We start from the raw sequence: 21487 nt of genomic DNA on the forward strand, positions 1-21487 counted from the left end.
TCCCTTCATCTTGCCAACAACAGTTCCTCTCCCATGAATCCCCCGAGGTCCAATCATGAGCCATTTATTTCAGCCATTGCGTTTGGGTACGCTAGACCTGCCAAATCGTATTATCATCGCCCCCATGTGCCAATATTCGGCTGAAGGCGGCAGCGCGACGGACTGGCATATGATGCATCTTGGCAATCTGGCCCTTTCAGGTGCCGGTCTGCTGATCACTGAAGCAACTGCAGTGACACCTGAAGGCCGGATATCCTACAAGGATCTCGGACTTTACAATGACGAGAATGAAGCAGCGCTTGCCCGCGTCGTGAAAGCAATCCGCGATCACTCCCCCATGCCGATTGCAATACAGCTGGCACATGCAGGACGTAAAGCTTCAACTGACCTACCCTGGAAGGGGGGCGGGCAGATCGCGCCCGGCCATTCGGACGGGTGGGAAACGGAAGCGCCTTCCGCAATTCCCTACCTCAATGAATATGATGCCCCTACAGAACTCGATAAAACGGGGCTTGTGCGCATTCGGGATGCCTTTGCAGCAGCCGCTGAACGCTCCGCTCGGCTAGGGATAGACGGCATTGAAGTGCATGGGGCCCACGGTTATCTCTTGCATGAGTTTCTTTCGCCACTGTCGAACAAGCGCAAGGACGAGTATGGCGGCAGCCTGGAAAACCGCATGCGCTTTCCCCTCGAAGTGTTTGAAGCTGTGCGCGCAGCTTTCCCGGCGGACAAGCCGGTATGGATACGGGTATCAGCCACGGATTGGGTTGAGGGCGGCTGGGACGTCGATATGACGATTGCCTTTGCCAAGGCGCTGGAGAAGCTCGGTTGCACAGCAATCCATGTCTCCAGCGGTGGTCTTTCACCCTTGCAGCAAATGCAACTGAGCCCCGGCTATCAAGTTAATCTCGCTCGCAAAATCAAGGCAGAAACCGGGATGACGACGATTGCCGTAGGCCTGATCAATGAGCCGGAACATGCCGAGGCAATTATCGCCAACGGTGATGCCGATGCCATCGGACTTGCGCGCGCAATTCTTTATAATCCACGGTGGCCGTGGCATGCGGCAGCTGCACTCGGCGCAAAAACGTTCGCGCCGCCGCAATATTTGCGATGTCAGCCTCGCGCTCATCCAAAGCTTTTCGCCCACACCGATTGAACGCCGAAAAGGACCCGAAGGGGATCAGCCGTGGTGGCTGTTCCCTGCTCTGGTGTAATGCTGGTGCTTATCCTCATACATCAGAAGGTCAGCACGTTTTGCAACCGCCTCCAGCTTTTCACCGGCAGCACTCGTCGCCCAGCCAATTGAAACATTCAGGACGATGTTCGAGTAATACTGGTTGTTGATCTCGATCAGGCTGCGGATTTCATCAACCATGCTGGCAACACCCAGCTCATCGATTGACGGCAACAGCACAGCAAACTCATCGCCGCCGATGCGCGCCGCATAGGATGGGGGCTTGACCGCTTCACCGAGCACCTCACCCATACGTCGCAACAGACCATCGCCAACACCATGGCCCCACTGATCATTGATGGCCTTCAAGCCATTGAGGTCCAGTATGATGATGGATACCGGAAAGAACTCTCGACGTTCAAGCCTGTTCAGTTCGTCCACGTAGAAGGCACGGTTGTGCAGTTTCGTCAGTACATCATGCTTGCCGAGATATTCCAGATAGGCTTCGGCTTTCTTACGCGCCGTAATATCCGTCAAAGAAATCTGGACCAGCGACCAATCCTGCTCATGTCCCGGCAGCACTGAGAACTGCAGCAGAACATGACGCTCTGTACCGTCGAGCGCATAATTCACCGTTTCGCGGGTGTGGAACAGATTACCATTCCAAAGCTCGATCAGCTGCTCCCGGAAATGCGTGTTCATGACATCGCGGAAAACATCGGGCAAACGGCGCAGCAATGTCATCTTGTCCGGTGCAAGGAAAAGCTTGAGAGTTTCCTTGTTGACATCGATAACGCGGATTTCACTGGCGCATTGGCCAACAAACTCCGGGTGGACATCGGTAAACACCCGGAAATCGGTTATGCCACGCTCCCGTACCTCATCAAGCAGCCTTTTGATGCGGCTAAAATCCTCCACCCACAAGGATACGGGCGAATGCTCGAACAGACCTTCGGCATATTGCTTGCTTTCAATCTGCTGTCGGCGCGCATCCTCACGCTCGGTCACGTCTTCAATGGAGAGCAATACGCGCTCCCATGTATTTTCATAACCGGGCAGAACCGTGCCACGCAGCTGAATGTCGAGACGGCCGCCGGACAACGTGTAGTTCACTGTATCGCTGGAGAACTCGGTTTCACCATTCCACAGCGCGGCAAGCTCCTGCACATGGGATAAAAGCATGTCATCGCGAAAGATCGTGTCAAGATTGGCTGTCAGGTTTTCAAAGCTTTCCGCCTGAAAAAGCGAAAGTGTCTTCTTGTTGACTTTGAGAACGCGGATCAGGCGCGAGCATTCCCGGATGCGGGTAACATCCTCCAGAAGATAGGATTTGACATCTGTAACACCAGCCTTGCGCCAGGTTTCAAAGAGGGACCGCACATCGCTGAAATCTTCCAGCCACAATGAAATAGGCGCGAGATCGAAGGTATCGCTCTCGGTCCGTTGATCAATTCGGTCGTTCATCGAAACTTTGAACTCTTGGCTTGGAGGAGCATTCGGTTTGGCGGGTCCGGCGCATTGCACCGGACCCTTAATGCCGGACGGATATTACTGGCCGTCGATCTGTGCGCCCATGATGGCGATCGCCTGCTGATAGACGCTTGCAGCATTCCAGCCCTGGATGGCTGCATAATTGGGCTGTCCCGGCTGATATCCGGCACCCGGTTGCCAGCCATGGCCACGCAGGAAGTTTGCCGTTGAAGCCAGCGCATCAGCCTTGGAACGCACCATATCGATGCGGCCATTGCCGTCACCATCAGCGCCATACTTCAATACGTTCAGCGGAAGGAACTGTGTCTGGCCAATTTCGCCATGCATGGCGCCTTTGGCATCGGGAGAAAGAGTGCCGTTGTCGACCAGCTGGAGCGCCGCATTCAGATGCGGGCGGAAATAGGCGGGACGGCGGCAATCATAGGCCAGCGTTGCAACTGCAGAAAGTGTATTCTGGCTGCCCAGATACGCGCCGAATCCGGTTTCCATGCCCCATATGGCCAGGAGTGGACCAGCAGGCACACCATAACGCTGCTCGATACGGTCAAACAGTGCCGCATTCTGCGCTTTCTGCTTCTTGCCGCGGGAAATGATCGTCTGTGCGCCACGAACCTGCATGAACTTATCGAGCGAATATTTGAAGCTCTTCATATTCCGGTCGGCATTGATGGTCTTGCTGGCATAAGTCACACCATCCAGAGCCTTGAGACCCCGGCTGCCAATGCCCTGCGCCTGTGCTTCCTGCTTGTACTGTTGAATCCATTCGGGGAACCCAGCAGAATTGTTGCCACATTGACCAGCTGCATGTGCAGTGCCGGCCAAGCCGAGAATAGCGGCCGCGACGCCCGCAAAAAATCTGCCTTTGGCAACAAATGCCATGGATATCTCCTTAAAAGTTGAATCGTCTTGTGCCTATCTGCCACTTTTCGCGTGTCCTGTCATCTGGCTGAATCGTGCTAAAGCCCTCAAAACGGCGCTAATTCGGGCAGTTTTGGACTTGTTATGGCAGTTGGGAGACAGGTTGCCCCGCTTGAGTGCTCATCCAACATTGCAATCCTCGGTTGCTCACCACGCTAGTTTCCACCCGAGCAACCCTATTCGACTAATTGATGAGAGCGCCGGTCGATCTTTTCGTCGTACCTTATGACACGCGCATATAAACGCATGAATATTTTTGTATATACAATAATTATTGACCAGAGCAGTTTTTATGAGTAAGTTTGAATGGGATGAGGAAAAGGCAAAACGCAATCTGCGCAAGCACGGTGTGGCTTTTGAAATACTGGACCAATTTGAATTTGATACCGCGATCGAGTGGATTGATGATCGATACGATTATGGCGAAGAACGGATAATCGCGACGGCATTCGCCGGAAACAAGCTTTATAGACTTGTTTACACAATGCGAGGTTTTGCCCCACGGGCTATTTCTTTGCGGGAGGCCAATCGAAAGGAGGTAGATGAGTATGTGCGCGCAAAAAAACAGAACATGGACTAATGCAGAGCTTATTGAACGCGCGTTGGCTTACCGCGCAACGATAACTGATGAACAGGATGCGGCCATCACCAAGGCTGCCATGGAAGACCCTGATACGGTTCTGGCTGATGTTTTGACCAAGCGTCGCCCCGGCCGTCCTGTTGCCGATGCGCCAAAGAAACCTGTCTCCATTCGCCTCAGCCCTGATGTGCTGGATTACTACCGCTCGACCGGCCCCGGCTGGCAAGGCCGCATTGATGAGACCTTGCGGGATGCTGCTGGCCTGAAAAAGCGGGCGTGAGGCCACACATCTTGACTCCACGCTGCATTTCCTGTTTAAGCCGCTCATCAATCCGCGACGAGCAATAAACTCCGAGCAGCCAACCGGGACCCCGCAAGGGTCAAACGATCCCGGAGGTCAACACCCGACAGCGCGATGCGCCCTCGGGTGTCATTTTGCTTTGTGCTCATTGCCTTGGCGCGGTTGGTACTTATCTTTCGGGGAACGGTCTTCGAAGGGATAAAGGAAAGTTTGGATGTTCGAGAGCTTACAGGAACGGCTAGGTACTATTTTGAACGGCCTCACAGGCCGTGGCGCGCTGTCGGATGCCGATGTCTCGGCAGCCCTGCGCGAGATACGCCGTGCGCTGCTTGAAGCTGACGTTGCGCTGGATGTTGTCCGCTCCTTCACCGACAAGGTGCGCGCCAAAGCTGTCGGCGCTGACATTCTGAAAAGCATCAAGCCCGGCCAGATGGTCGTCAAGATCGTGCATGACGAGCTGGTGGATATGCTCGGCGCTGAAGGCGTCACCATTGATCTGAATGCGCCCGCGCCCGTTGTCATCATGATGGTCGGTCTGCAGGGTTCCGGTAAAACCACGACCACCGGCAAGATCGGCAAGCGCCTCACCGAACGCTCCAAGAAGAAAGTACTTCTTGCTTCGCTCGATACGCGCCGTCCCGCTGCGCAGGAACAGCTGCGCCAGCTTGGTGTGCAGACCGGCGTTGACACACTGCCCATTATTGCAGGCCAGACACCCGTTGAGATCGCCGCCCGTGCCGTACAGGCTGCCAAGCTCGGTGGCCATGATGTTGTTATTCTCGATACTGCCGGCCGCACCCATATTGACGAGCCACTCATGCTCGAAATGGCCGACATCAAGAAGAAGGCCAATCCGCACGAAATCCTGCTCGTTGCCGATGCGCTGACAGGTCAGGACGCTGTCAATCTCGCACGCTCCTTTGATGAGCGCGTCGGCATTACCGGTCTTGTCCTTACCCGTATGGATGGCGATGGACGCGGTGGTGCCGCTCTTTCCATGCGTGCCGTTACCGGCAAGCCGATCAAGCTTATCGCCACCGGCGAAAAAATGGATGCGCTGGAGGAGTTCTATCCCCGCCGTATCGCTGACCGCATTCTCGGCATGGGCGATATTGTTTCGCTGGTTGAGAAGGCTGCTGAAAACATCGATGCGGAAAAAGCCGCGGCGATGGCCAAGAAGATGCAGTCCGGCAAGTTCGATCTGAACGATCTTGCTGACCAGATCGGCCAGATGCAGAAGATGGGCGGCATGGGCGGCATCATGGGAATGATGCCCGGCATGGGCAAGATGAAGGATCAGATGGCCGCTGCCGGTCTTGATGATTCCATCTTCAAGCGCCAGCTCGCAATTATCTCGTCAATGACCAAAGCCGAACGCAGCAATCCCGATGTGCTCAAGCATTCGCGCAAGCAGCGTATTGCCAAGGGTTCCGGTACCAATGCCGCCGACATCAATAAGCTTCTGAAAATGCATCGCCAGATGGCGGACATGATGAAGTCGATGGGCAAGGGCAAAGGCGGCATGATGAAACAGATGATGGGCGGCCTTGGTGCCAAGATGGGCCTTGGCGGGCTCGGCGGCCCCGGAGGTTTTGGCGGAGGTATGCCTGACCTGTCGAAGATGGACCCGAAGCAGCTTGAAGCTCTGCAGAAACAGGCAGAAGCAGCCGGGTTCGGCAAGGGCGGCGGTCTGCCCGGCGGACTTGGTGGTCTTCCTGGTGGTCTCGGTGGCCCGGGCGGTCTCCCACGCCTTCCAGGTCTGGGCGGCGGCCTTCCCGGCTTTCCCAAGAAGAAAGGCTGATCATGAGCTCGTCATCCCTGCCAAAAGAATTGCTCGAACTGCGCGCCTCCATCGACAATATCGATGCCGCGCTCATTCACATGCTCGCAGAGCGCTTCCGCTGCACCAAGGCGGTCGGCGTTCTCAAGGCGAAGAACGGTCTGGCACCTGCCGACCCGAACCGCGAAAAACTTCAGGTTGAACGCCTGCGCTCACTGGCGCTGTCCGCCGACCTCGACCCCGATTTTGCCGAGAAGTTCCTGAACTTCATCGTCAAGGAAGTGATCAGGCATCACGAAACAACCGCTGCCAAAGAAAACGGCACGCAATAATTAGCTAGGAGACTACCAATGCCATTAAAAATCCGTCTGGCCCGTGCGGGCTCAAAGAAGCGCCCTTACTACCACGTCGTTGTTGCTGACGTCCGTTCGCCTCGCGACGGCCGTTTCATCGAAACCGTTGGTGCATGGAACCCAATGCTTCCTAAGGATGGCGACCGCGTCAAGCTTGATGCAGAACGCATCAACTACTGGATCGGTCACGGCGCACAGCCAACAGACCGCGTTCTTCGCTTCCTTGATCAGGCTGGTATCGCCAAGCGCGACACCCGCAACAACCCTGAAAAGGCACTGCCAGGCAAAAAGGCGCAGGAACGCGTTGCCATGGCCAAGCAGGCTGAAGAAGATGCGAAGGCAAAGGCTGCTGCTGAAGCAGAAGCTGCAAAGGCTGCAGAAGCACCGGCTGAAGAAGAAGCTGCCAGCTAATCGGCACTTTCATCTATTGAATGCAAAACGGGTGGCCATGTGCCGCCCGTTTTGTTTTTAGCTATAGATTCAGAGTTTAGATAACCGACAAAATATTTTACCACGCCCGCGAAGGCTACAATCCAAAAGACGAGACTATGGGTCGAATTTTGTGCCACCTTTGATAGCAGCGCCACGTTTTGAAAGATAAATTGCAAAACAGCAGTGCGTGGTTCGCCCTTAGACAAACTCAGGAGGGCTCACCATGAGGAAAGTCGTGACCGGCCATGTAGTTGCGAGGTGGCAAATCACCTCATTTCTGCGGTACACCCATCTTCCTCATGGTGAGCCTCGTCGAACCACGCACTACTGTTTTGCAGATACATTTACGAATGGCGGAAAACCGAAAGAATTTATACTTAGGCACCCCCACCAAACCGCCTTTCAATTCTCAATCCACCTGTCATGATTGCCTGTGTCATCGGGCGCGCCAAAAATTCATGCGGGAAGCCGAGGTCTATTTTGCTCGCCTCCTCCAGTCGTTGCCGCTGAGCTTGTCCAGAACAACGCACCGAGATTTTCTTCAAGCTGCCATCTCCCGAACTCTTCGACGTGAAACATACCTGTAAAAGGCAGCTGCAAAAATGAGTCCGCCCAAGGCCAGCCCCAGGGCAACAATCGGTAGCCCGTTCTGGTCAACCGCCGCGCCGATAATGGTCGCGGATATTGCCATTCCTCCAAACGCACAACCGTAAAAAATCACCATCAGGCATGGAACATCATCCATCTTTGATCGCGTCAGAATGCTGTTCATCGACATCATGAAAATGATTTCAAAAACCATCATGAAAAGAAAATAAAACAGAAAACTGACGGTGACTGATCTGGTCGCGAATGGTGTGCATAGCAAGACCAGAGCGCAGAAAAATACCGTTGGAATATTCCAGTTGAGGCCTTTTGTGCCAGTCAGAAACCTGCTCACGAAGGCCAAGCCCGACACGACCCCGAGAACGCCGACAACTTCGCTTATGGCGCCTGAGGATGCCGGCAGTTGAAGCCATGCCAAAGGTATCCATAAACGCGCAACCTGGTTGAAACCCTGAAGAATAATGACGGTTGCAACCAGATATCCCATGGCTTCGAGTAACGCTGCGTCAGACAGCAAAGCATCACGTCCGCGCCGCCAGAGCGCCGCGTAACCGCCTTCGGCACTTTTGATGGCAGCGCGCCACGGAAGAAGGACGCACAGACCCGCCGACAGGACAAAGGTTACAGCATTGATGCTCGCAATCGACATCATGGGTTGTCTGGCAATAAGGAGGAAACCGAGAAGCGCCCCAAATGCCTGCCCGGCATAGGAGGCAGCACTGATCATATTGTTCGCCCGCCCGATACTCTCTGGCAGAGCATACTGCTTGGTGGCGACATTTCTTGCAGCTTTCGTGGTCATGTCAAAAAAGCCGCGTGCAAATATCAGCGCATATGCCAGCCAGAGATAACCACCGGCGACGGTCGCTCCCACCAGAATTGTCAGCAGTGCCGCTACCAACTCCAGTGATACAAGGGCCGTTCGCAGCGGCAAGCGATCGCAAATCCTCCACGCGAGCGGCATGAAAATGATGACCGGGGTAAACTGTGCAACATAAACACCAGCCGCGCCTAAGGCCGATCCGTTCAACTGAAAGAAATGAACTGACAAAGCAACGAGAATAAGATTCGTACCAATCGAGCTGGCAAACATTGATAAAATTAACAGTCTAACCGGAGATATCTCCTTCAGGCCAAGCACCATTCTTCACAAACTCTCTATCGAATAAGGGGAATACCAATAGCCACTTCAAATCTGTCGAGCAGTTCGTCGGCAATCACGCCTGCATCATCAAGTGAGTTTCGACGGATTTGATAGCGGGCCAGAACCTGATTTGCCTTTACCTCTTGTCCAGGACGCAGAGCGTAGGGATCGAAATGTATGAGCCCCTCGGTTGCAGCGGCCCAACTCACATCAATCTGGCCTGCAAGTTGTCCGTTGTTACGCGGCATGAGCTTTCGTGATGTGATGAAATCACGCACATCAAGCTCAGGCGCTTCGACAGGTAGATCGAGATGGATATTGATCAGGTGTTTGGAGATATCGTCGCTGGTTAGATGCTTGTACATGCCGGGCATGACCCCTCCCATCAGTCGGGGATTGACCTCGACAAGCGTCGGACCCCGCTTTGTCAGAATCATCTCTATGTGGAATATGCCTATATCCAACCCCAAAGCAGTCACGACACTCTCGGCATAAAAAAAGCACTCTTCGCGCAACTCGCTGGAGATATCCGCCGGCATTGTTGCGCCCATTTCGATACATTCGTTTTCCTTGGATCGGGGACGCCCGGAAACCATAAAACGATAGAATTTCCCGTCTTTCACACCCAGTTCGACAGAAACGAGCTCGCCTACCAGCAGCTCCTCCACAAGCACGCCTTTTTGCAGTTGTGAATGTATCTGCCGTGGTGTGTCCTTGATGCCGTTCAATAGCGCATTCGTTGCAGACGCTGCCTGCTCGGGGGAATGAGCTGGGTATGCCAACAGGCTATCGTAGCCCGTCTGAGGTTTGACAATGACAGGGCAGCCAAATTCTGCAGTCACCTGCGCCGCTTCGTCCGGCGTAGAGACGATCCTGCAACGCGCAGATCTGATGCCGACTGCCTCGATAAGCTCACGCGCCTTTGCCTTATCCCTGGCATTTGCTACAGCGCGCGCATTTGTAAATCTGATGCCAAGATCGGCACAGGCTTGTGCAACGACATCCACACAAGCCTCCAACTGAGTAATCACACCATCTACTGGCAACAAATTGTGAATGGCAGACATCGCCTTTTTGACCTGATCCAGACTTGTCGGATCATCAATCGAAATCACATTGGCAACGCCATACACTGTCCTGATCACGTTTTCCGTTACGGTGTAAAGGCGATAATTGGAGCGTATGAACGAAACAATTATGCCAGCGTCCGAGGCATTTTGAATAGTGTCGAATCCCGGCACATTTGAATCAACGATCAGAAGATGCTTGCTCATGATGCTCTATCCTCCATGCATGGCGAGTTCGCACTGAATCGCTTGCAGCTGAACATTGGCCCTGACGCTTGACTGAATACTCAGAACGGCATCACTCACCCGCTTGAAGAATTGTGGAAGCAGGGTTTCGTTCGATTCTGCCTGTTCAATCTGACCAAGAACCCCGATCAGGAGAACAGCACAGTTCAAATCTGCCTGTGCGCAAAATAAAAGCGACCCTGCTTCTGTTGGTTCCTCAACGAGAAAGGCATCCTCCGAGCTGAGGTTGGGGATTACCTCATAAGCAACCAGCAATCGCTGTCGAATGGTGCTGTAATCCTCAGACGTGTGCAAACGCCCGTTAATCGCCAAATAGGGCGTACGGGAATGGGTTTTGAGCCAAACCCGGGAACCATCGGCTTTCTCATACATGGCAGTATCCTTAATGAGGATAAATCGGGAAGCTCCGCGATAGCTCTTTGACTGCGATGAGTGTTTCCGGTGTGGAAGCATCTGCACCGCGCGCGCCGGACACAACCTTGTCCAGCACGTCGGATAAAAGACCCGCAATTATGTCGGCCTCTTCTGTTTTCATGCCTCTTGTCGTGATGGCGGACGTGCCGATACGCAGGCCTGATGTAATGTTCGGCTTTTCAGGATCGTATGGAACAAGATTTCGATTACATGTCAGTCCGGCGGCTTCCAATGCTTCCTGCGCAATGTCGCCGGTCACTCGTTTGGCACGAAGATCGATCATGACAAGTGGCGTGTCGGTCCCGCCCGTTACAATTTCATATCCCCGTTTTTGAAGACCAGCCGCTATCGTTCTCGCATTGGCCAGAACATGCCGGGCATATTCAGAAAACTCCGAATCCAGAGCCTCTCCGAAACATACTGCTTTTGCCGTTATCATTTCAGGAAGGGGACCACCCTGTATTCCCGGGAACACTGCTGAATCAATCAACTTGCCCAGATCCGCATCTCTTGAAAGTATCAGACCGCCTCTGGGACCACGGAGATTTTTGTTTGTGGTCGTGGTGATGATGTCGACATGGGGAAAGGGATGAGAATACTGGCCGCCAACAATCAATCCAGAAAAATGCGCAACATCGGCAAGAACCTTCGCACCAACACTTTTTGCAATGGATGCTACTTTCTCAAATTCAATTGTGCGGGGATATGATGAGCCACCCACTATGATCAGTTTTGGCCGATGCTGCAGGGCCTGCTCCTGCATGTCTTCATAATCAATTAGCCCTGCGGTATCTGTCCTGTAGAAAACGGTTTTGAACCATTTGCCTGACAGGTTTGATTTCTGGCCATGACTCAAATGTCCGCCGGCTGACAGTTCCATGCTTAGTACCGTGTCTCCCAACTGCAGGAGAGCAAAATAGATGGCCTGGTTTGCTTGCGTTCCGGAATGGGGTTGGACATTGGCGTGCCCCGCATTGAACATGGCCCTTGCTCTGGCAATGGCAATACGTTCGATTTCATCAATATTGCCTACCCCAGCATGATATCTGCGACCCGGATAGCCCTCGACGGAGGTGAACGCCATCATCGATGCAACCGCCTGTCTGCTAGCCACACTCAAATAATTCTTCGGGGCGATAAGCTCGATCTGATCCTGTTGCCGCCCTTCCTCACTTCTGACTGAGCGACTTATCGCCGGGTCGACTTGGTCCAGGGATTTTATAAAAAACGGCAGGGAAGGCTGCAAATTGCGCAAATGCATATCAATATCTCCGAACAAAAATCAGCCAGAGTGCTCTTTAAATATCGGTCGTCGTTTTAAAAATTTTAATATCAGTATCGCTACAATTGCATATGATTATGTATAATTACAACCAGACATACAGGTAAAGCATACTTTAAAAGCACGTGGACAGGAAATAAATTCCATTATAAGGCATTTGCAGATACTATTTTCTATTTGTTTGCAAATATAACTTTTTAAATTAGCCGGGTAAATTATTTTTCACGGCGGCTTTTATCGCGAAAGATGCAGCCATATTAAACCGAAAAGCGTTGGCGGTAGGTTTGGGGATTGGTGCCCAAGCTTCGCATGAATGCCCGGCGCATGGTCTCTTCCGATCCAAAGCCGCAGCGCCGCGAAACGCGGGCAACTGTCAGCCCTTCCTCCAGCAGGCGGCGGGCGGTTTCAATCCGGATATCTTCGATGGCGCGGGCTGGTGTCCGCCCGGTTTTCTGTCGGTAATGGCGCGAGAAACTGCGCGGGCTCATATGCACCTGCGCAGCCAGCACCTGAGTTCAACAGTTTGATCATGCGTATTCAACTAAGGTCTGGGTTATCCGATTACGCAAGTGAATATACATTTCAGCGGCATGTAATTTAGGGTGCGATTATATTGAGCCGAATCTGGATAGTGCTATGCGCATCGAGCGCAATTATAAATATTCTGGCGCTGACATCGCCACTTTTCATGTTGCAGGTCTATGACCGCATGCTGACCTTCCATTTTGATTCCAGCACCCATCGCACAACCATGGCAGAAGGTTTGACAACTGTGGGCAGTCTTTTCTCTAGGACTCCTTACGCGATCGATATCCCAGATTCTATTCCCGTCTCATGGAGTGGTGATTAATGTTAAAATGTATTGCAATAGGTTTCGGCACTTTCGTTGCCATTATATTTATCATTGTCGGCGCGCTTTTTTTCAAGCCTTTATGGTACACTGTACCACAATGTGGTGACACTCCCATCGAGACCGTGAGAGCCGACATACTCTCCGTCGTTTCTCGACCGGGGTTCTTCAAGTATATTGACGCTGAATATGACGGTTTCGAGCCTGTTGAAGATATCGGTTATACCGATCCAGCAACGCTTTGGTCCCAGACTTTTTATGTGACCAAATCTGGGCGGAAAATCGCTAGAATTTTCGGAATGCTAATATGTGACGGATCATTCGAGATGTCTGTAGATCAAACATTTATACCGGAGCCGCCAAAGTAATTATCAATCACGGCTTATAAAACTATACAGTGCCAACGCAAAACTTAGACCGAAAAGCGTTGGCGGTAGGTTTGGGGATTGGTGCCCAAGCTTCGCATGAATGCGCGGCGCATGGTCTCTTCCGATCCAAAGCCGCAGCGCCGCGAAACGCGGGCAACTGTCAGCCCCTCTTCCAGCAGGCGGCGGGCTGTTTCAATCCGTATATCTTCGATGGCGCGGGCTGGTGTCCGCCCGGTTTTCTGCCGGTAATGGCGCGAGAAACTGCGCGGACTCATGCATGCCTGCTCAGCCAGTACCTCAAGCGATAGTGTCTTGCTCAAGTTCTCCATGATCCAGCCATGAAGTCGGTCGAAATGCCGGTCGCCCTCCTGCAGGGTCAGTGCAGCGCTGAACTGCGTCTGTCCACCGGGGCGCTTGAGGAACACCACGAGCTGCCTTGCGACAGCCAGCGCCATATCGCGCCCGAGATCTGCTTCCACCAGCGCAAGTGCCAGATCAATTCCAGCTGTCACACCTGCTGATGTCCAGATATTGCCATCCTGCACAAAGATCGGGTCCGGATCGAGGAGCACCAGAGGGTAGCGTTTGGCGAATTCATCACAGCGCTGCCAGTGTGTCACCGCCCGCTTTCCATTCAGCAACCCCGTTTCAGCCAGAAGCAGGGCCCCGCTGCAAACCGAGGCAGTGCGCCCTGCCAGCTTGGCACGATCCTTCACCCATTTAACCAGCGTCACATTTTCGCAAGCAGCATTGACGCCTCGCCCACCCGCCACGATCAGCGTATCGGGAATACTTTCATTGCCCGGCAAAGGCACCGCCGTCAGCTCCAACCCGGATGTGGTGAGTACGGGTGTCTTCTCGGCCATGACCACCATTTGATAAGGCAGCGCAATGCCCTTGGCTGCGGCTAGATCATTGGCCGAGGCAAAAACCTGCAAAGGCCCTGCCACATCCAGCAGCTGGGCCTGATCAAAGGTCAATATCTCGATACGGCGCATGGCACTTGGCTTGAAACGAGGGTTGATTGGCAATCTTGCCAAGTTCTATTCCTGTACATTGCCAGCGTCAACAGGAGTACCCTTATGCCCTTAACCTTTGGAATACTCGCATTTCCCCGCGTTCAACAACTCGACCTCACGGGCCCCTATGAGGTGTTTGCATCAGCCCCTGACACACAGGTTCACCTTATCTGGAAGGATCTCGAGCCCTTGACGTCCGCGACCGGCCTCAAGCTGACCCCCACAATGACGTTCAAGGACTGTCCGCAACTTGATGTCATTTGCGTTCCCGGTGGCGGCGGTATCAACGCGTTACTGCGCGACGAAGAGGTGCTGGCATTTATCCGCAAGCAGGCGGATCAAGCGCGCTTCATCACCTCCGTTTGCACCGGATCTTTGGTGCTTGGTGCAGCAGGCCTGCTCAAGGGCAAGCGTGCGGCAACCCATTGGAACGCGTTGGATTTTCTGCCGCATTTCGGTGCAATCCCCGTTGAGGAACGTGTCGTGCAGGATGGCAATCTGATTACAGCGGGCGGTGTAACATCAGGAATAGATTTCGGCCTGACTGTACTGGCAGAATTGATCGGGCAGACAGAAGCGGAGATTGTCCAGCTATCGCTGGAATATGCGCCAGCCCCTCCGTTCAAATCGGGAACGCCGAAGGAAGCATCTGCAGAGATTCTGGCGCATGCCAGACAGCGCCTTGCGAAAGCCCGCACTGAACGAGAAGCGATCCTTGGTCTAGGCTGAAACCAGTTCATCCCACGCGGCCATGGCCGCGCGGGCAGTCTTGGTCAGCTGCTCCAATGTCGCTCCATCGCGTGCGGTGATCGACATGCCATGCTGTACGGTGACATAGAACTCAGCCACCTGCTGGAGATCGACGGCGTCCGCAATCTCGCCATCGCGTACCCCGCGCTCCAGTCGCCCGCGCAACAGCTCCACATTGTCCAACCTGCGATCCCGCAGCAAAGCGCACGGCGTGTTCTCCGCATCATCTCCATGCAGGGCGCCCAGGACCACCATGCAGCCATGCGGCTGGTCAGGGCTGGTATGCGAGATGGCGGTTTGCATCAGAAAATCGGCAATGCCTTCCTTGGCGGTGACCGCATTCGGGAGCGAGTTCTTGATGCGTTGCCCTACCTTGCCCGTGTAAAGCGCCACCGCCTCCCTGAACAGATCGGCCTTGCTGCCGAATGCAGCGTACAGGCTGGGCGCGTTGATCTGCATCGCAGCGGTAAGATCCGCCATCGAAGCGCTATCATAACCCTTTTTCCAGAATATCCACATGGCGCGTTCCAGCGCCGCATCACGGTCGAATGCACGCGGACGACCTTTCGAAGACATGGCTAAGTCCTTTCTTTAATGATCGATACATAAATCACTTGACGCCCCGTTGCAACAGTGCCATCAATTATGTATCGATCATTACATAAAAGGAAATATGATGTCCCGTCTTGAAAACAAGGTTGCCTTTATTACCGGCGGAAGCCGTGGAATGGGTGCCGCCATTGCACTGAAACTTGCTGAAGATGGCGCCGATATCGCCATCACCTATACCAGTGCGGCATCCAAGGCCGATGAAACAGTCAAGGCGATAGAAAAGCTTGGCCGCCGCGCCGTTGCCATCAAGGCTGACAATCTCGACGCCGCCGCTGTTGAAAGCGCTGTCAATGAAGCGCACACCAAGTTTGGCCGCCTCGACATCCTTGTCAATAATGCGGGCGTCTATACGATGGACACAGTTGATCAGCTTGAACTGGCGGAGTTTGACCGCGTTATGTCGATCCACGTTCGTGCCAGCTTTGTCGCTTCGAAAACCGCTGCTGCACATATGAGCGCTGGCGGTCGTATCATTACCATTGGCAGCAATCTCGCTGAGATTGTCCCCTTCAGCGGAATTCTTGCCTATGCCACCAGCAAGGCAGCGCTCATCGGCCTGACAAAAGCCCTTGCCCGCGACCTCGGCCCGCGGGAAATCACTGCAAACATCGTCCATCCCGGCTCTACGGATACGGATATGAATCCTGCCAATGGCGATCATGCCGATGGGCAGCGCGCCCGCATGGCCATTCCGAAATTTGGTGAGGCCAGGGATATTGCCGGACTTGTCGCATTTCTTGCCAGTGAAGAAAGCCGCTTTATCACCGGCTCAGGCTTTGTCATTGATGGCGGTGCCAACGCCTAGGATTTCACGCTGATTGCCGATGATCCCTATCTCCCCATCATGGGGAGATAGGGGCATTGCGATCCTAGAACATGCTGCTTTGCGCAGTAATCGGATGGTACACCGGGCTTTCAGAAATACCCGCCGCGACGCGATGTTCGAGGTCGAGCAAATAACGTTTGCGGTGTTTGCCGCCGCCATAACCAGTCAGCGCACCATCAGCCCCGATCACCCGGTGACAGGGAATTACGATCGCTATGCGATTCTGGCCATTGGCCGCGCCAACAGCCCGGCTTGAGTTGGGCTTACCGAGATCACGCGCTATGCCGCCATAGGTACGGGTTTCCCCATAGGGAATTTCTTGCAGCACAGACCATATCTGCTTTTGAAAAGGCATTGCCGGCAGCGCAAGTGGTGTTTCAAATCTGGTCAGCTTTCCCTCGAAATAAGCGTCTAGTTCTGCCTGTATACTGTCAAGCACGCCATTACTTCCCGCCTCTATCTTGTAGCCATAGCGCTGCTGCAATTCTTTCAGCTCATATTCAAGGATTGTACGGTCGTGAAATTCCAGCAGCACCAGAGCTTCGCTGGTGGCCATGGCGATCATCGGACCAATTTTGGTCTGGATGGATTTGCTGAGCAATAATTTGGACACGTCTTTTCTCCGACTCGTGCCTAGAATAGCCTTGATTATTTCCGCGCCAATCCTTTTCTTGCTCTGTGGAACTCTATTTTATTGCCGCGTGGCGATCGTCAACAGCGCACCTGCTTCACCCAGAGCTTGCCTTATATCCGCAGGTGGGTCCTGATCCGTCACCAACTCATCAAAGCCATCAAAGCCGCAAACCTTCACCAGCCCGCGACGGCCAAATTTCGTAGCATCGGTTATGGCCAGTTTGCGGGCTCCCCGCGACAATACAGTGCGGGCAAATTCCGCCTCTTCAAGATCATAATCCATCACCCCCCCCGATGCGTCTATGGCACCGATGGAAATGACAGCGTGGTTCACGCTGAACCGGCTGACAAATTCGATTGCCGAAACGCCAAAGGCGGCACCGCTGTCACTACGCAACTCTCCACCTGCCATGAAAACCCTGTTGCCATTCACAGTCGAAAGGGTGCGGGCGATATCAGATGAATTGGTTATCACTGTCAGGTTGCGATGCTGCAAAAGTTCGCGGGCAAGGAAACTCGTTGTCGTACCCGTATCAAGCATGATGGATTCGCCATTCCTGATCGTACGCGCCGCATATTCGCCTATTAGCCTTTTCGCATCGGCATTCTCACGCATGCGAAGTTCAAACGGCGCTTCTCCAAGATGCTGCGGAAGTCCGATGGCGCCGTGCACGCGGGTAATCGCACCCTCGTCATATAAGGGCTTGACGTCGCGCCGGATGGTTTCGAGAGAAACGCCCAGTTTCATCGCCAGGTCAGCAATCGAAATCGTTCCTTCATCCTGTAAAAGGCGCTTGATATCACCGCGGCGCTTCGAACTCATGACCGAACCTTTGACCAAACCGTAAGATAACGGGCATAACTACCACATAATTCGATGTAATCAGGCATAAAAACCACAAAATACCACATAATTCTGTTGACAGACGTCACAGGATGCAGGAACCTCACATCATAATAAGAAGCGTGGTTAGACAGGCTCATCGTGAGGGGAATCCTCGAATAACAAGAAGCATGTATGGGGATGCTACGCAGCAAGTCTTGAATAATCGTTCTGTTCCATGGAGAGCTCACACCCTCGTGAAACATGTTCGTTGCTCATGGTGAGTCTGTCTGACTGCGCTTCATGCCAGCGTCCTGAAATATTGGCCCCGCAGTGAGGAGCGGACGCGTCGCATGACTACTGCAATACCTCCTGCTGATAATGGGATTGTGCAATCGCGCATTGCCAGCCTGCCACTGTGGAAAGGCAATATAAGCGTAGCCCTTTTAAAGGGCGGCATCAGCAATGAAAGCTATGTGGTCGAGGACAATGCAGGCAAATATGTTGTCCGCTTCGGCACAGATTATCCCTTTCATCACGTATTCCGTGCCCGCGAGGCAATGACGGCCCGGGCCGCACATCGCGCCGGATTCGCGCCTGAGCTTTTTCACGCTGAAGATGGAGTCATGGTCACTGCTTTTCTTGGCGCAAAAACTTGGGACGCAGACGATGTGCGTGCAAATATTCCGCGTGTCGCAAAGCTCATCCGGCAGTTCCACACCAGCATGCCTCAGCATATTCTCGGGCCGGGCTTCATGTTCTGGGTTTTCCACGTGATCCGGGATTATGCCCGCACACTTGAAGCGGGCAAAAGCCGCTTTGTGTCCAAACTTCCTTCCTATCTGGCTATCGCCGAAGAAATGGAAACGGTGCAGAAACCGCTGCCCATCATCTTCAGCCATAATGACCTTCTGCCCGCCAATATTCTTGACGATGGGGAGCGGCTCTGGCTGATCGATTTCGAGTATGCGGGGTTCTCGACAGCCATGTTTGATCTGGCGGGTCTGGCGTCAAATGCCGGCCTCAGCACGGCAGAGTCGCAAACCCTTCTGGAATCATATTTTGGTGGTCTGCCCGACCCTGATCTCCAGCGTTCCCATGCCGCAATGCAGTGCGCCTCCCTCTTGCGCGAAGCCATGTGGAGCATGGTTTCAGAGCTTCATCTCAATGCACCGGGTGTCGATTATGCAGCCTATACCGCTGAGAATTTGCTTCGGCTGGATCAGGCATTGGAGAGTTATCGGGCTGTGTATGGATAATTTTCCAAACTGCAATCCCATTGTGCGTGGTTCGCCCTTCGACAGGCTCAGGAGGGCGAACCACGCAATAGTGAAATACAAACAACCGTTAGAGTAACGTAATCATGACCCTTCCTTCCCACGCTCAGATCGTTGTTATTGGTGGTGGCATTATCGGTTGCTCCACCGCCTATCACCTCGCCAAGGATCACAAGGCGGATGTTGTGCTGCTTGACATGGGCCAATTGACATCAGGCTCCACCTGGCATGCGGCTGGTCTTGTGGGCCAGCTCCGCTCTTCCGCCTCCATCACCCGCGTGCTCAAATATTCCGTTGAACTGTACAAACGGCTTGCCGCCGAAACCGGCCTTGAGACCGGATGGAAAATGACTGGCTGTCTACGTCTGGCGACCAATCAGGATCGCTGGACGGAATATAAGCGACTGAAAACAACTGCTGGCAGCTTCGGCATGGATATGGAGCTTTTGTCGCCCAAGGAAGTAAAGGCGATGTGGCCACTCCTGAACGTCGATGATCTTGTCGGCGCAAGCTGGCTGCCCACTGACGGCCAGGCAAGCCCTTCCGACATCACCCAGTCGCTTGCCAAGGGCGCACGGATGAATGGCGCAAAGCTTATCGAAAATATTCGGGTGACCGGCTTTGAAATGGAAGCGGGCAGGATCATCAAGGTCAAGACAGACCAAGGCGACATTGCCTGCGAAAAAGTTGTCAACTGCGCCGGACAATGGGCAAGGCAGGTCGGCGACATGGCGGGCATCAATGTGCCGCTGCAGCCGGTTAAGCACCAATACATCATCACTGAGAAAATCGAAGGGCTCGCAGCCGATGCCCCGACCTTACGCGATCCTGACCGGCGCACCTACTTCAAGGAAGAAGTTGGCGGGCTGGTCATGGGCGGCTATGAACCCAATCCGCAAAGCTGGATGACAGGCGATGTGCCGAACGATTGGCAATTCCGCCTGTTCGATGATGATTTTGATCATTTCGAGCAGCATATGGTTCAGGCCATCGAACGTATTCCGGCGCTGGAAACGGCGGGGGTCAAGCAGATGATCAACGGACCGGAAAGCTTCACGCCCGATGGCAACTTCATTCTGGGTGTAGCGCCCGAATGTTCCAACATGTTCGTCGGAGCTGGGTTTAATGCATTTGGTATTGCCTCCGGGGGTGGTGCCGGTTGGGTTCTGGCGCAGTGGGCCATTGATGGGGAAGCACCCCTTGATTTGTGGAGCGTCGATATTCGCCGCTTCTCCAACCTCCACCGCAATCGCGATTGGGTGCGCGACAGAACCCTTGAAGCCTATGGCAAGCATTACACAATTGGTTTCCCGCATGAGGAATATGCCTCAGGCCGCCCTGCCATTGTTTCACCCCTCTACGAGCGCTTGAAAAAGCATCGGGCCGTCTTCGGCTCCAAGCTTGGCTGGGAAAGGCCAAACTGGTTCGCACCGGAAGGCACGCTTGCCGAAGACGTTTATTCGATGGGTCGCCAGAACTGGTTCGATGCCGTTGGCGAAGACCACCGGCTGGTGCGCGAGAAGGTCGGCATTTTCGATCAGTCATCCTTTGCCAAGTTTGAGCTGTCCGGCAAGGATGCCGCCAAAGCCCTCGACTACATCTGCGCCAATGATGTTTCCAAACCTGCAGGCCGTCTGACCTATACCCAGCTTCTCAATACAAGAGGCGGCATTGAATGCGACCTTACGGTTGCGCGCCTTTCCGATGATAAATTCTACATTGTCACCGGCACTGGTTTTCGCACTCATGACTTTGCCTGGATCAGAGATCACATCACGGATGATCTCGACGCCCAGCTCATCGATATTACCGAGAATTATGGCACGCTCTCACTCATGGGGCCGAAGTCCCGGAGCGTGCTGGAGAAGGTCACCAGCTCCGATGTCAGTAACAGCAATTTCCCCTTCGGCCATGTTCGGGAAGTTGAGATCGCCGGAATAATCGTTCGCGCGTTGCGTATCACCTATGTCGGTGAACTCGGCTGGGAGTTGCATGTCCCGATTGATGCAACCGGCACGGTCTTTGATGCACTTATGTCGGCAGGCGAAGAATTCGAAATCCGTCCCGTTGGTTATCGCGCCATTGAATCGCTTCGCCTGGAAAAAGGCTACCGGGCCTGGGGCTCTGATATCACGCCAAATGACTCGCCATTCGAGGCGGGCCTCGGCTGGGCGGTCAAGCTTCGCAAAAATACGGATTTCATCGGCCGTGGCCCGAGTGAAGCTATCAATGCCAAACCGCTGAAAAAACGTCTGGCGGGTTTCACCGTAACTAATAGCGATGTCGTGCTGCTCGGGCGTGAAACGATTTTGCGCAACGGCGTCTTTGCCGGATATCTCACGAGCGGCGGCTTCGGTTACACGATCGGCAAACCGGTCGGCTATGGGTATGTCCGAAACGAAGATGGCGTCAGCGACGACTTCCTGCGCGAGGGAAAGTATGAGCTCATAGTCGCCAATGAACGGTTCGCAACAAAGTTGCATATGGAGCCACTTTACGACCCGCAGAATGAAAAAGTGAAAGCCTGAGCATTTTTCA

The 21487-nt window shown here is 53.7% G+C and carries 21 protein-coding genes and 1 pseudogene; 10 read left to right on the forward strand and 12 right to left on the reverse strand.

The genetic code is table 11. The features are described from left to right. The first annotated feature begins 55 nt into the window (after positions 1-55). On the forward strand, positions 56-1159 hold the full coding sequence (locus PMI41_RS04095; RefSeq protein WP_008122079.1) for an NADH:flavin oxidoreductase/NADH oxidase: 1104 nt from the start codon (positions 56-58) through the stop codon (positions 1157-1159). A gap of 24 nt (positions 1160-1183) precedes the next feature. Here PMI41_RS04095 and PMI41_RS04100 read toward each other — a convergent pair whose 3' ends face one another. Together PMI41_RS04100 and PMI41_RS04105 are read right to left on the reverse strand one after the other, a co-directional pair. Beyond that, on the reverse strand, positions 1184-2641 hold the full coding sequence (locus PMI41_RS04100; protein ID WP_008122080.1) for a sensor domain-containing diguanylate cyclase: 1458 nt from the start codon (positions 2639-2641) through the stop codon (positions 1184-1186). Between the two features lie 84 nt (positions 2642-2725). Beyond that, positions 2726-3547 (reverse strand): lytic murein transglycosylase, encoded by an 822-nt coding sequence (locus PMI41_RS04105; protein WP_008122082.1) that lies wholly within the window; start codon positions 3545-3547, stop codon positions 2726-2728. Positions 3548-3878: 331 nt separating this feature from the next. Here PMI41_RS04105 and PMI41_RS04110 point away from each other — a divergent pair, with 331 nt between their 5' ends. From PMI41_RS04110 to rpsP, 5 genes are all read left to right on the forward strand, one after another. Continuing rightward, positions 3879-4166 carry a BrnT family toxin gene (locus PMI41_RS04110; RefSeq protein WP_008122085.1) on the forward strand — a complete coding sequence of 96 codons (288 nt, stop codon included), beginning with the start codon at positions 3879-3881 and terminating at the stop codon, positions 4164-4166. Further along, positions 4135-4446 (forward strand): BrnA antitoxin family protein, encoded by a 312-nt coding sequence (locus PMI41_RS04115; protein WP_008122087.1) that lies wholly within the window; start codon positions 4135-4137, stop codon positions 4444-4446. Before PMI41_RS04110 ends, PMI41_RS04115 begins: the two co-directional genes overlap by 32 nt. Before the next feature lie 235 nt (positions 4447-4681). Beyond that, entirely contained in the window at positions 4682-6268 is a 1587-nt protein-coding gene (gene ffh, locus PMI41_RS04120) for a signal recognition particle protein (protein WP_008122090.1), read from the forward strand. 2 nt (positions 6269-6270) lie between these two features. Further along, positions 6271-6579, forward strand: a complete 309-nt coding sequence (locus PMI41_RS04125; RefSeq protein ID WP_008122091.1) for a chorismate mutase — start codon at positions 6271-6273, stop codon at positions 6577-6579. A gap of 18 nt (positions 6580-6597) precedes the next feature. Continuing rightward, positions 6598-7011 carry a 30S ribosomal protein S16 gene (gene rpsP, locus PMI41_RS04130; RefSeq protein ID WP_008122093.1) on the forward strand — a complete coding sequence of 138 codons (414 nt, stop codon included), beginning with the start codon at positions 6598-6600 and terminating at the stop codon, positions 7009-7011. A gap of 398 nt (positions 7012-7409) precedes the next feature. On the opposite strand, the gene PMI41_RS24935 is transcribed toward rpsP, so the two are convergent. The 7 genes and pseudogenes from PMI41_RS24935 to PMI41_RS04165 all read right to left on the reverse strand — a co-directional run bounded on the left by PMI41_RS24935 (position 7410) and on the right by PMI41_RS04165 (position 14007). Then, on the reverse strand, positions 7410-7577 hold the full coding sequence (locus PMI41_RS24935; protein ID WP_157179304.1) for a hypothetical protein: 168 nt from the start codon (positions 7575-7577) through the stop codon (positions 7410-7412). Continuing rightward, a complete protein-coding gene (locus PMI41_RS04135; protein ID WP_040853701.1) occupies positions 7574-8731 on the reverse strand; it encodes a hypothetical protein in 1158 nt (385 codons plus the stop codon). The genes PMI41_RS24935 and PMI41_RS04135 overlap by 4 nt, the downstream gene beginning before the upstream one ends. 65 nt (positions 8732-8796) lie before the next feature. Then, entirely contained in the window at positions 8797-10056 is a 1260-nt protein-coding gene (locus PMI41_RS04140; protein ID WP_008122099.1) for an ATP-grasp domain-containing protein, read from the reverse strand. Between the two features lie 6 nt (positions 10057-10062). Beyond that, positions 10063-10467, reverse strand: a complete 405-nt coding sequence (locus PMI41_RS04145; protein WP_008122101.1) for a hypothetical protein — start codon at positions 10465-10467, stop codon at positions 10063-10065. A 10-nt stretch (positions 10468-10477) separates the two neighbouring features. After that, positions 10478-11770 carry a serine hydroxymethyltransferase gene (gene glyA / locus PMI41_RS04150; protein ID WP_008122103.1) on the reverse strand — a complete coding sequence of 431 codons (1293 nt, stop codon included), beginning with the start codon at positions 11768-11770 and terminating at the stop codon, positions 10478-10480. Positions 11771-12048: 278 nt separating this feature from the next. After that, a pseudogene (locus tag PMI41_RS04155) lies at positions 12049-12297 on the reverse strand (helix-turn-helix domain-containing protein); the annotation flags it as partial. A 756-nt stretch (positions 12298-13053) separates the two neighbouring features. After that, the gene (locus tag PMI41_RS04165; protein WP_086003505.1) at positions 13054-14007 is read right to left on the reverse strand and encodes a GlxA family transcriptional regulator; all 954 of its coding nucleotides are present in this window, start codon (positions 14005-14007) and stop codon (positions 13054-13056) included. Positions 14008-14091: 84 nt separating this feature from the next. On the opposite strand from PMI41_RS04165, the gene PMI41_RS04170 reads away from it, so the two are divergent. Then, the gene (locus tag PMI41_RS04170; RefSeq protein ID WP_008122112.1) at positions 14092-14757 is read left to right on the forward strand and encodes a DJ-1/PfpI family protein; all 666 of its coding nucleotides are present in this window, start codon (positions 14092-14094) and stop codon (positions 14755-14757) included. On the opposite strand, the gene PMI41_RS04175 is transcribed toward PMI41_RS04170, so the two are convergent. Then, complete coding sequence (locus tag PMI41_RS04175) at positions 14749-15354, reverse strand: TetR/AcrR family transcriptional regulator (protein ID WP_008122114.1); 606 nt, start codon at positions 15352-15354, stop codon at positions 14749-14751. The genes PMI41_RS04170 and PMI41_RS04175 overlap by 9 nt on opposite strands. Positions 15355-15451: 97 nt before the next feature. Here PMI41_RS04175 and PMI41_RS04180 point away from each other — a divergent pair, with 97 nt between their 5' ends. Continuing rightward, positions 15452-16195: a 3-oxoacyl-ACP reductase family protein gene (locus PMI41_RS04180; protein WP_157179305.1), complete on the forward strand. Its 744-nt coding sequence runs from the start codon at positions 15452-15454 to the stop codon at positions 16193-16195. Positions 16196-16259: 64 nt separating this feature from the next. Here the strand turns inward: PMI41_RS04180 and PMI41_RS04185 are convergent, their stop codons facing one another. Then, a complete protein-coding gene (locus tag PMI41_RS04185; protein WP_008122119.1) occupies positions 16260-16829 on the reverse strand; it encodes a methylated-DNA--[protein]-cysteine S-methyltransferase in 570 nt (189 codons plus the stop codon). A gap of 78 nt (positions 16830-16907) precedes the next feature. Continuing rightward, the gene (locus PMI41_RS04190; RefSeq protein ID WP_008122121.1) at positions 16908-17672 is read right to left on the reverse strand and encodes a DeoR/GlpR family DNA-binding transcription regulator; all 765 of its coding nucleotides are present in this window, start codon (positions 17670-17672) and stop codon (positions 16908-16910) included. Positions 17673-18025: 353 nt separating this feature from the next. Here PMI41_RS04190 and PMI41_RS04195 point away from each other — a divergent pair, with 353 nt between their 5' ends. Next, complete coding sequence (locus PMI41_RS04195) at positions 18026-18931, forward strand: choline/ethanolamine kinase family protein (RefSeq protein WP_008122126.1); 906 nt, start codon at positions 18026-18028, stop codon at positions 18929-18931. 104 nt (positions 18932-19035) lie between these two features. After that, positions 19036-21477 (forward strand): FAD-dependent oxidoreductase, encoded by a 2442-nt coding sequence (locus PMI41_RS04200; RefSeq protein WP_008122128.1) that lies wholly within the window; start codon positions 19036-19038, stop codon positions 21475-21477. Positions 21478-21487: the final 10 nt, after the last annotated feature.

Origin of the sequence: Phyllobacterium sp. YR531, from assembly GCF_000282595.1 — a bacterium.
GTDB lineage: Bacteria > Pseudomonadota > Alphaproteobacteria > Rhizobiales > Rhizobiaceae > Phyllobacterium.

Bases quoted from the DNA above. Each gene is read 5' to 3' on its own strand.
- PMI41_RS04095 (WP_008122079.1), top strand. From the start codon at position 56: ATGAGCCATTTATTTCAGCCATTGCGTTTGGGTACGCTAGACCTGCCA.
- PMI41_RS04100 (WP_008122080.1), bottom strand. From the start codon at position 2,641: ATGAACGACCGAATTGATCAACGGACCGAGAGCGATACCTTCGATCTC.
- PMI41_RS04105 (WP_008122082.1), bottom strand. From the start codon at position 3,547: ATGGCATTTGTTGCCAAAGGCAGATTTTTTGCGGGCGTCGCGGCCGCT.
- PMI41_RS04110 (WP_008122085.1), top strand. From the start codon at position 3,879: ATGAGTAAGTTTGAATGGGATGAGGAAAAGGCAAAACGCAATCTGCGC.
- PMI41_RS04115 (WP_008122087.1), top strand. From the start codon at position 4,135: ATGTGCGCGCAAAAAAACAGAACATGGACTAATGCAGAGCTTATTGAA.
- ffh (WP_008122090.1), top strand. From the start codon at position 4,682: ATGTTCGAGAGCTTACAGGAACGGCTAGGTACTATTTTGAACGGCCTC.
- PMI41_RS04125 (WP_008122091.1), top strand. From the start codon at position 6,271: ATGAGCTCGTCATCCCTGCCAAAAGAATTGCTCGAACTGCGCGCCTCC.
- rpsP (WP_008122093.1), top strand. From the start codon at position 6,598: ATGCCATTAAAAATCCGTCTGGCCCGTGCGGGCTCAAAGAAGCGCCCT.
- PMI41_RS04135 (WP_040853701.1), bottom strand. From the start codon at position 8,731: ATGTTTGCCAGCTCGATTGGTACGAATCTTATTCTCGTTGCTTTGTCA.
- PMI41_RS04140 (WP_008122099.1), bottom strand. From the start codon at position 10,056: ATGAGCAAGCATCTTCTGATCGTTGATTCAAATGTGCCGGGATTCGAC.
- PMI41_RS04145 (WP_008122101.1), bottom strand. From the start codon at position 10,467: ATGTATGAGAAAGCCGATGGTTCCCGGGTTTGGCTCAAAACCCATTCC.
- glyA (WP_008122103.1), bottom strand. From the start codon at position 11,770: ATGCATTTGCGCAATTTGCAGCCTTCCCTGCCGTTTTTTATAAAATCC.
- PMI41_RS04165 (WP_086003505.1), bottom strand. From the start codon at position 14,007: ATGCGCCGTATCGAGATATTGACCTTTGATCAGGCCCAGCTGCTGGAT.
- PMI41_RS04170 (WP_008122112.1), top strand. From the start codon at position 14,092: ATGCCCTTAACCTTTGGAATACTCGCATTTCCCCGCGTTCAACAACTC.
- PMI41_RS04175 (WP_008122114.1), bottom strand. From the start codon at position 15,354: ATGTCTTCGAAAGGTCGTCCGCGTGCATTCGACCGTGATGCGGCGCTG.
- PMI41_RS04180 (WP_157179305.1), top strand. From the start codon at position 15,452: ATGATGTCCCGTCTTGAAAACAAGGTTGCCTTTATTACCGGCGGAAGC.
- PMI41_RS04190 (WP_008122121.1), bottom strand. From the start codon at position 17,672: ATGAGTTCGAAGCGCCGCGGTGATATCAAGCGCCTTTTACAGGATGAA.
- PMI41_RS04195 (WP_008122126.1), top strand. From the start codon at position 18,026: ATGACTACTGCAATACCTCCTGCTGATAATGGGATTGTGCAATCGCGC.
- PMI41_RS04200 (WP_008122128.1), top strand. From the start codon at position 19,036: ATGACCCTTCCTTCCCACGCTCAGATCGTTGTTATTGGTGGTGGCATT.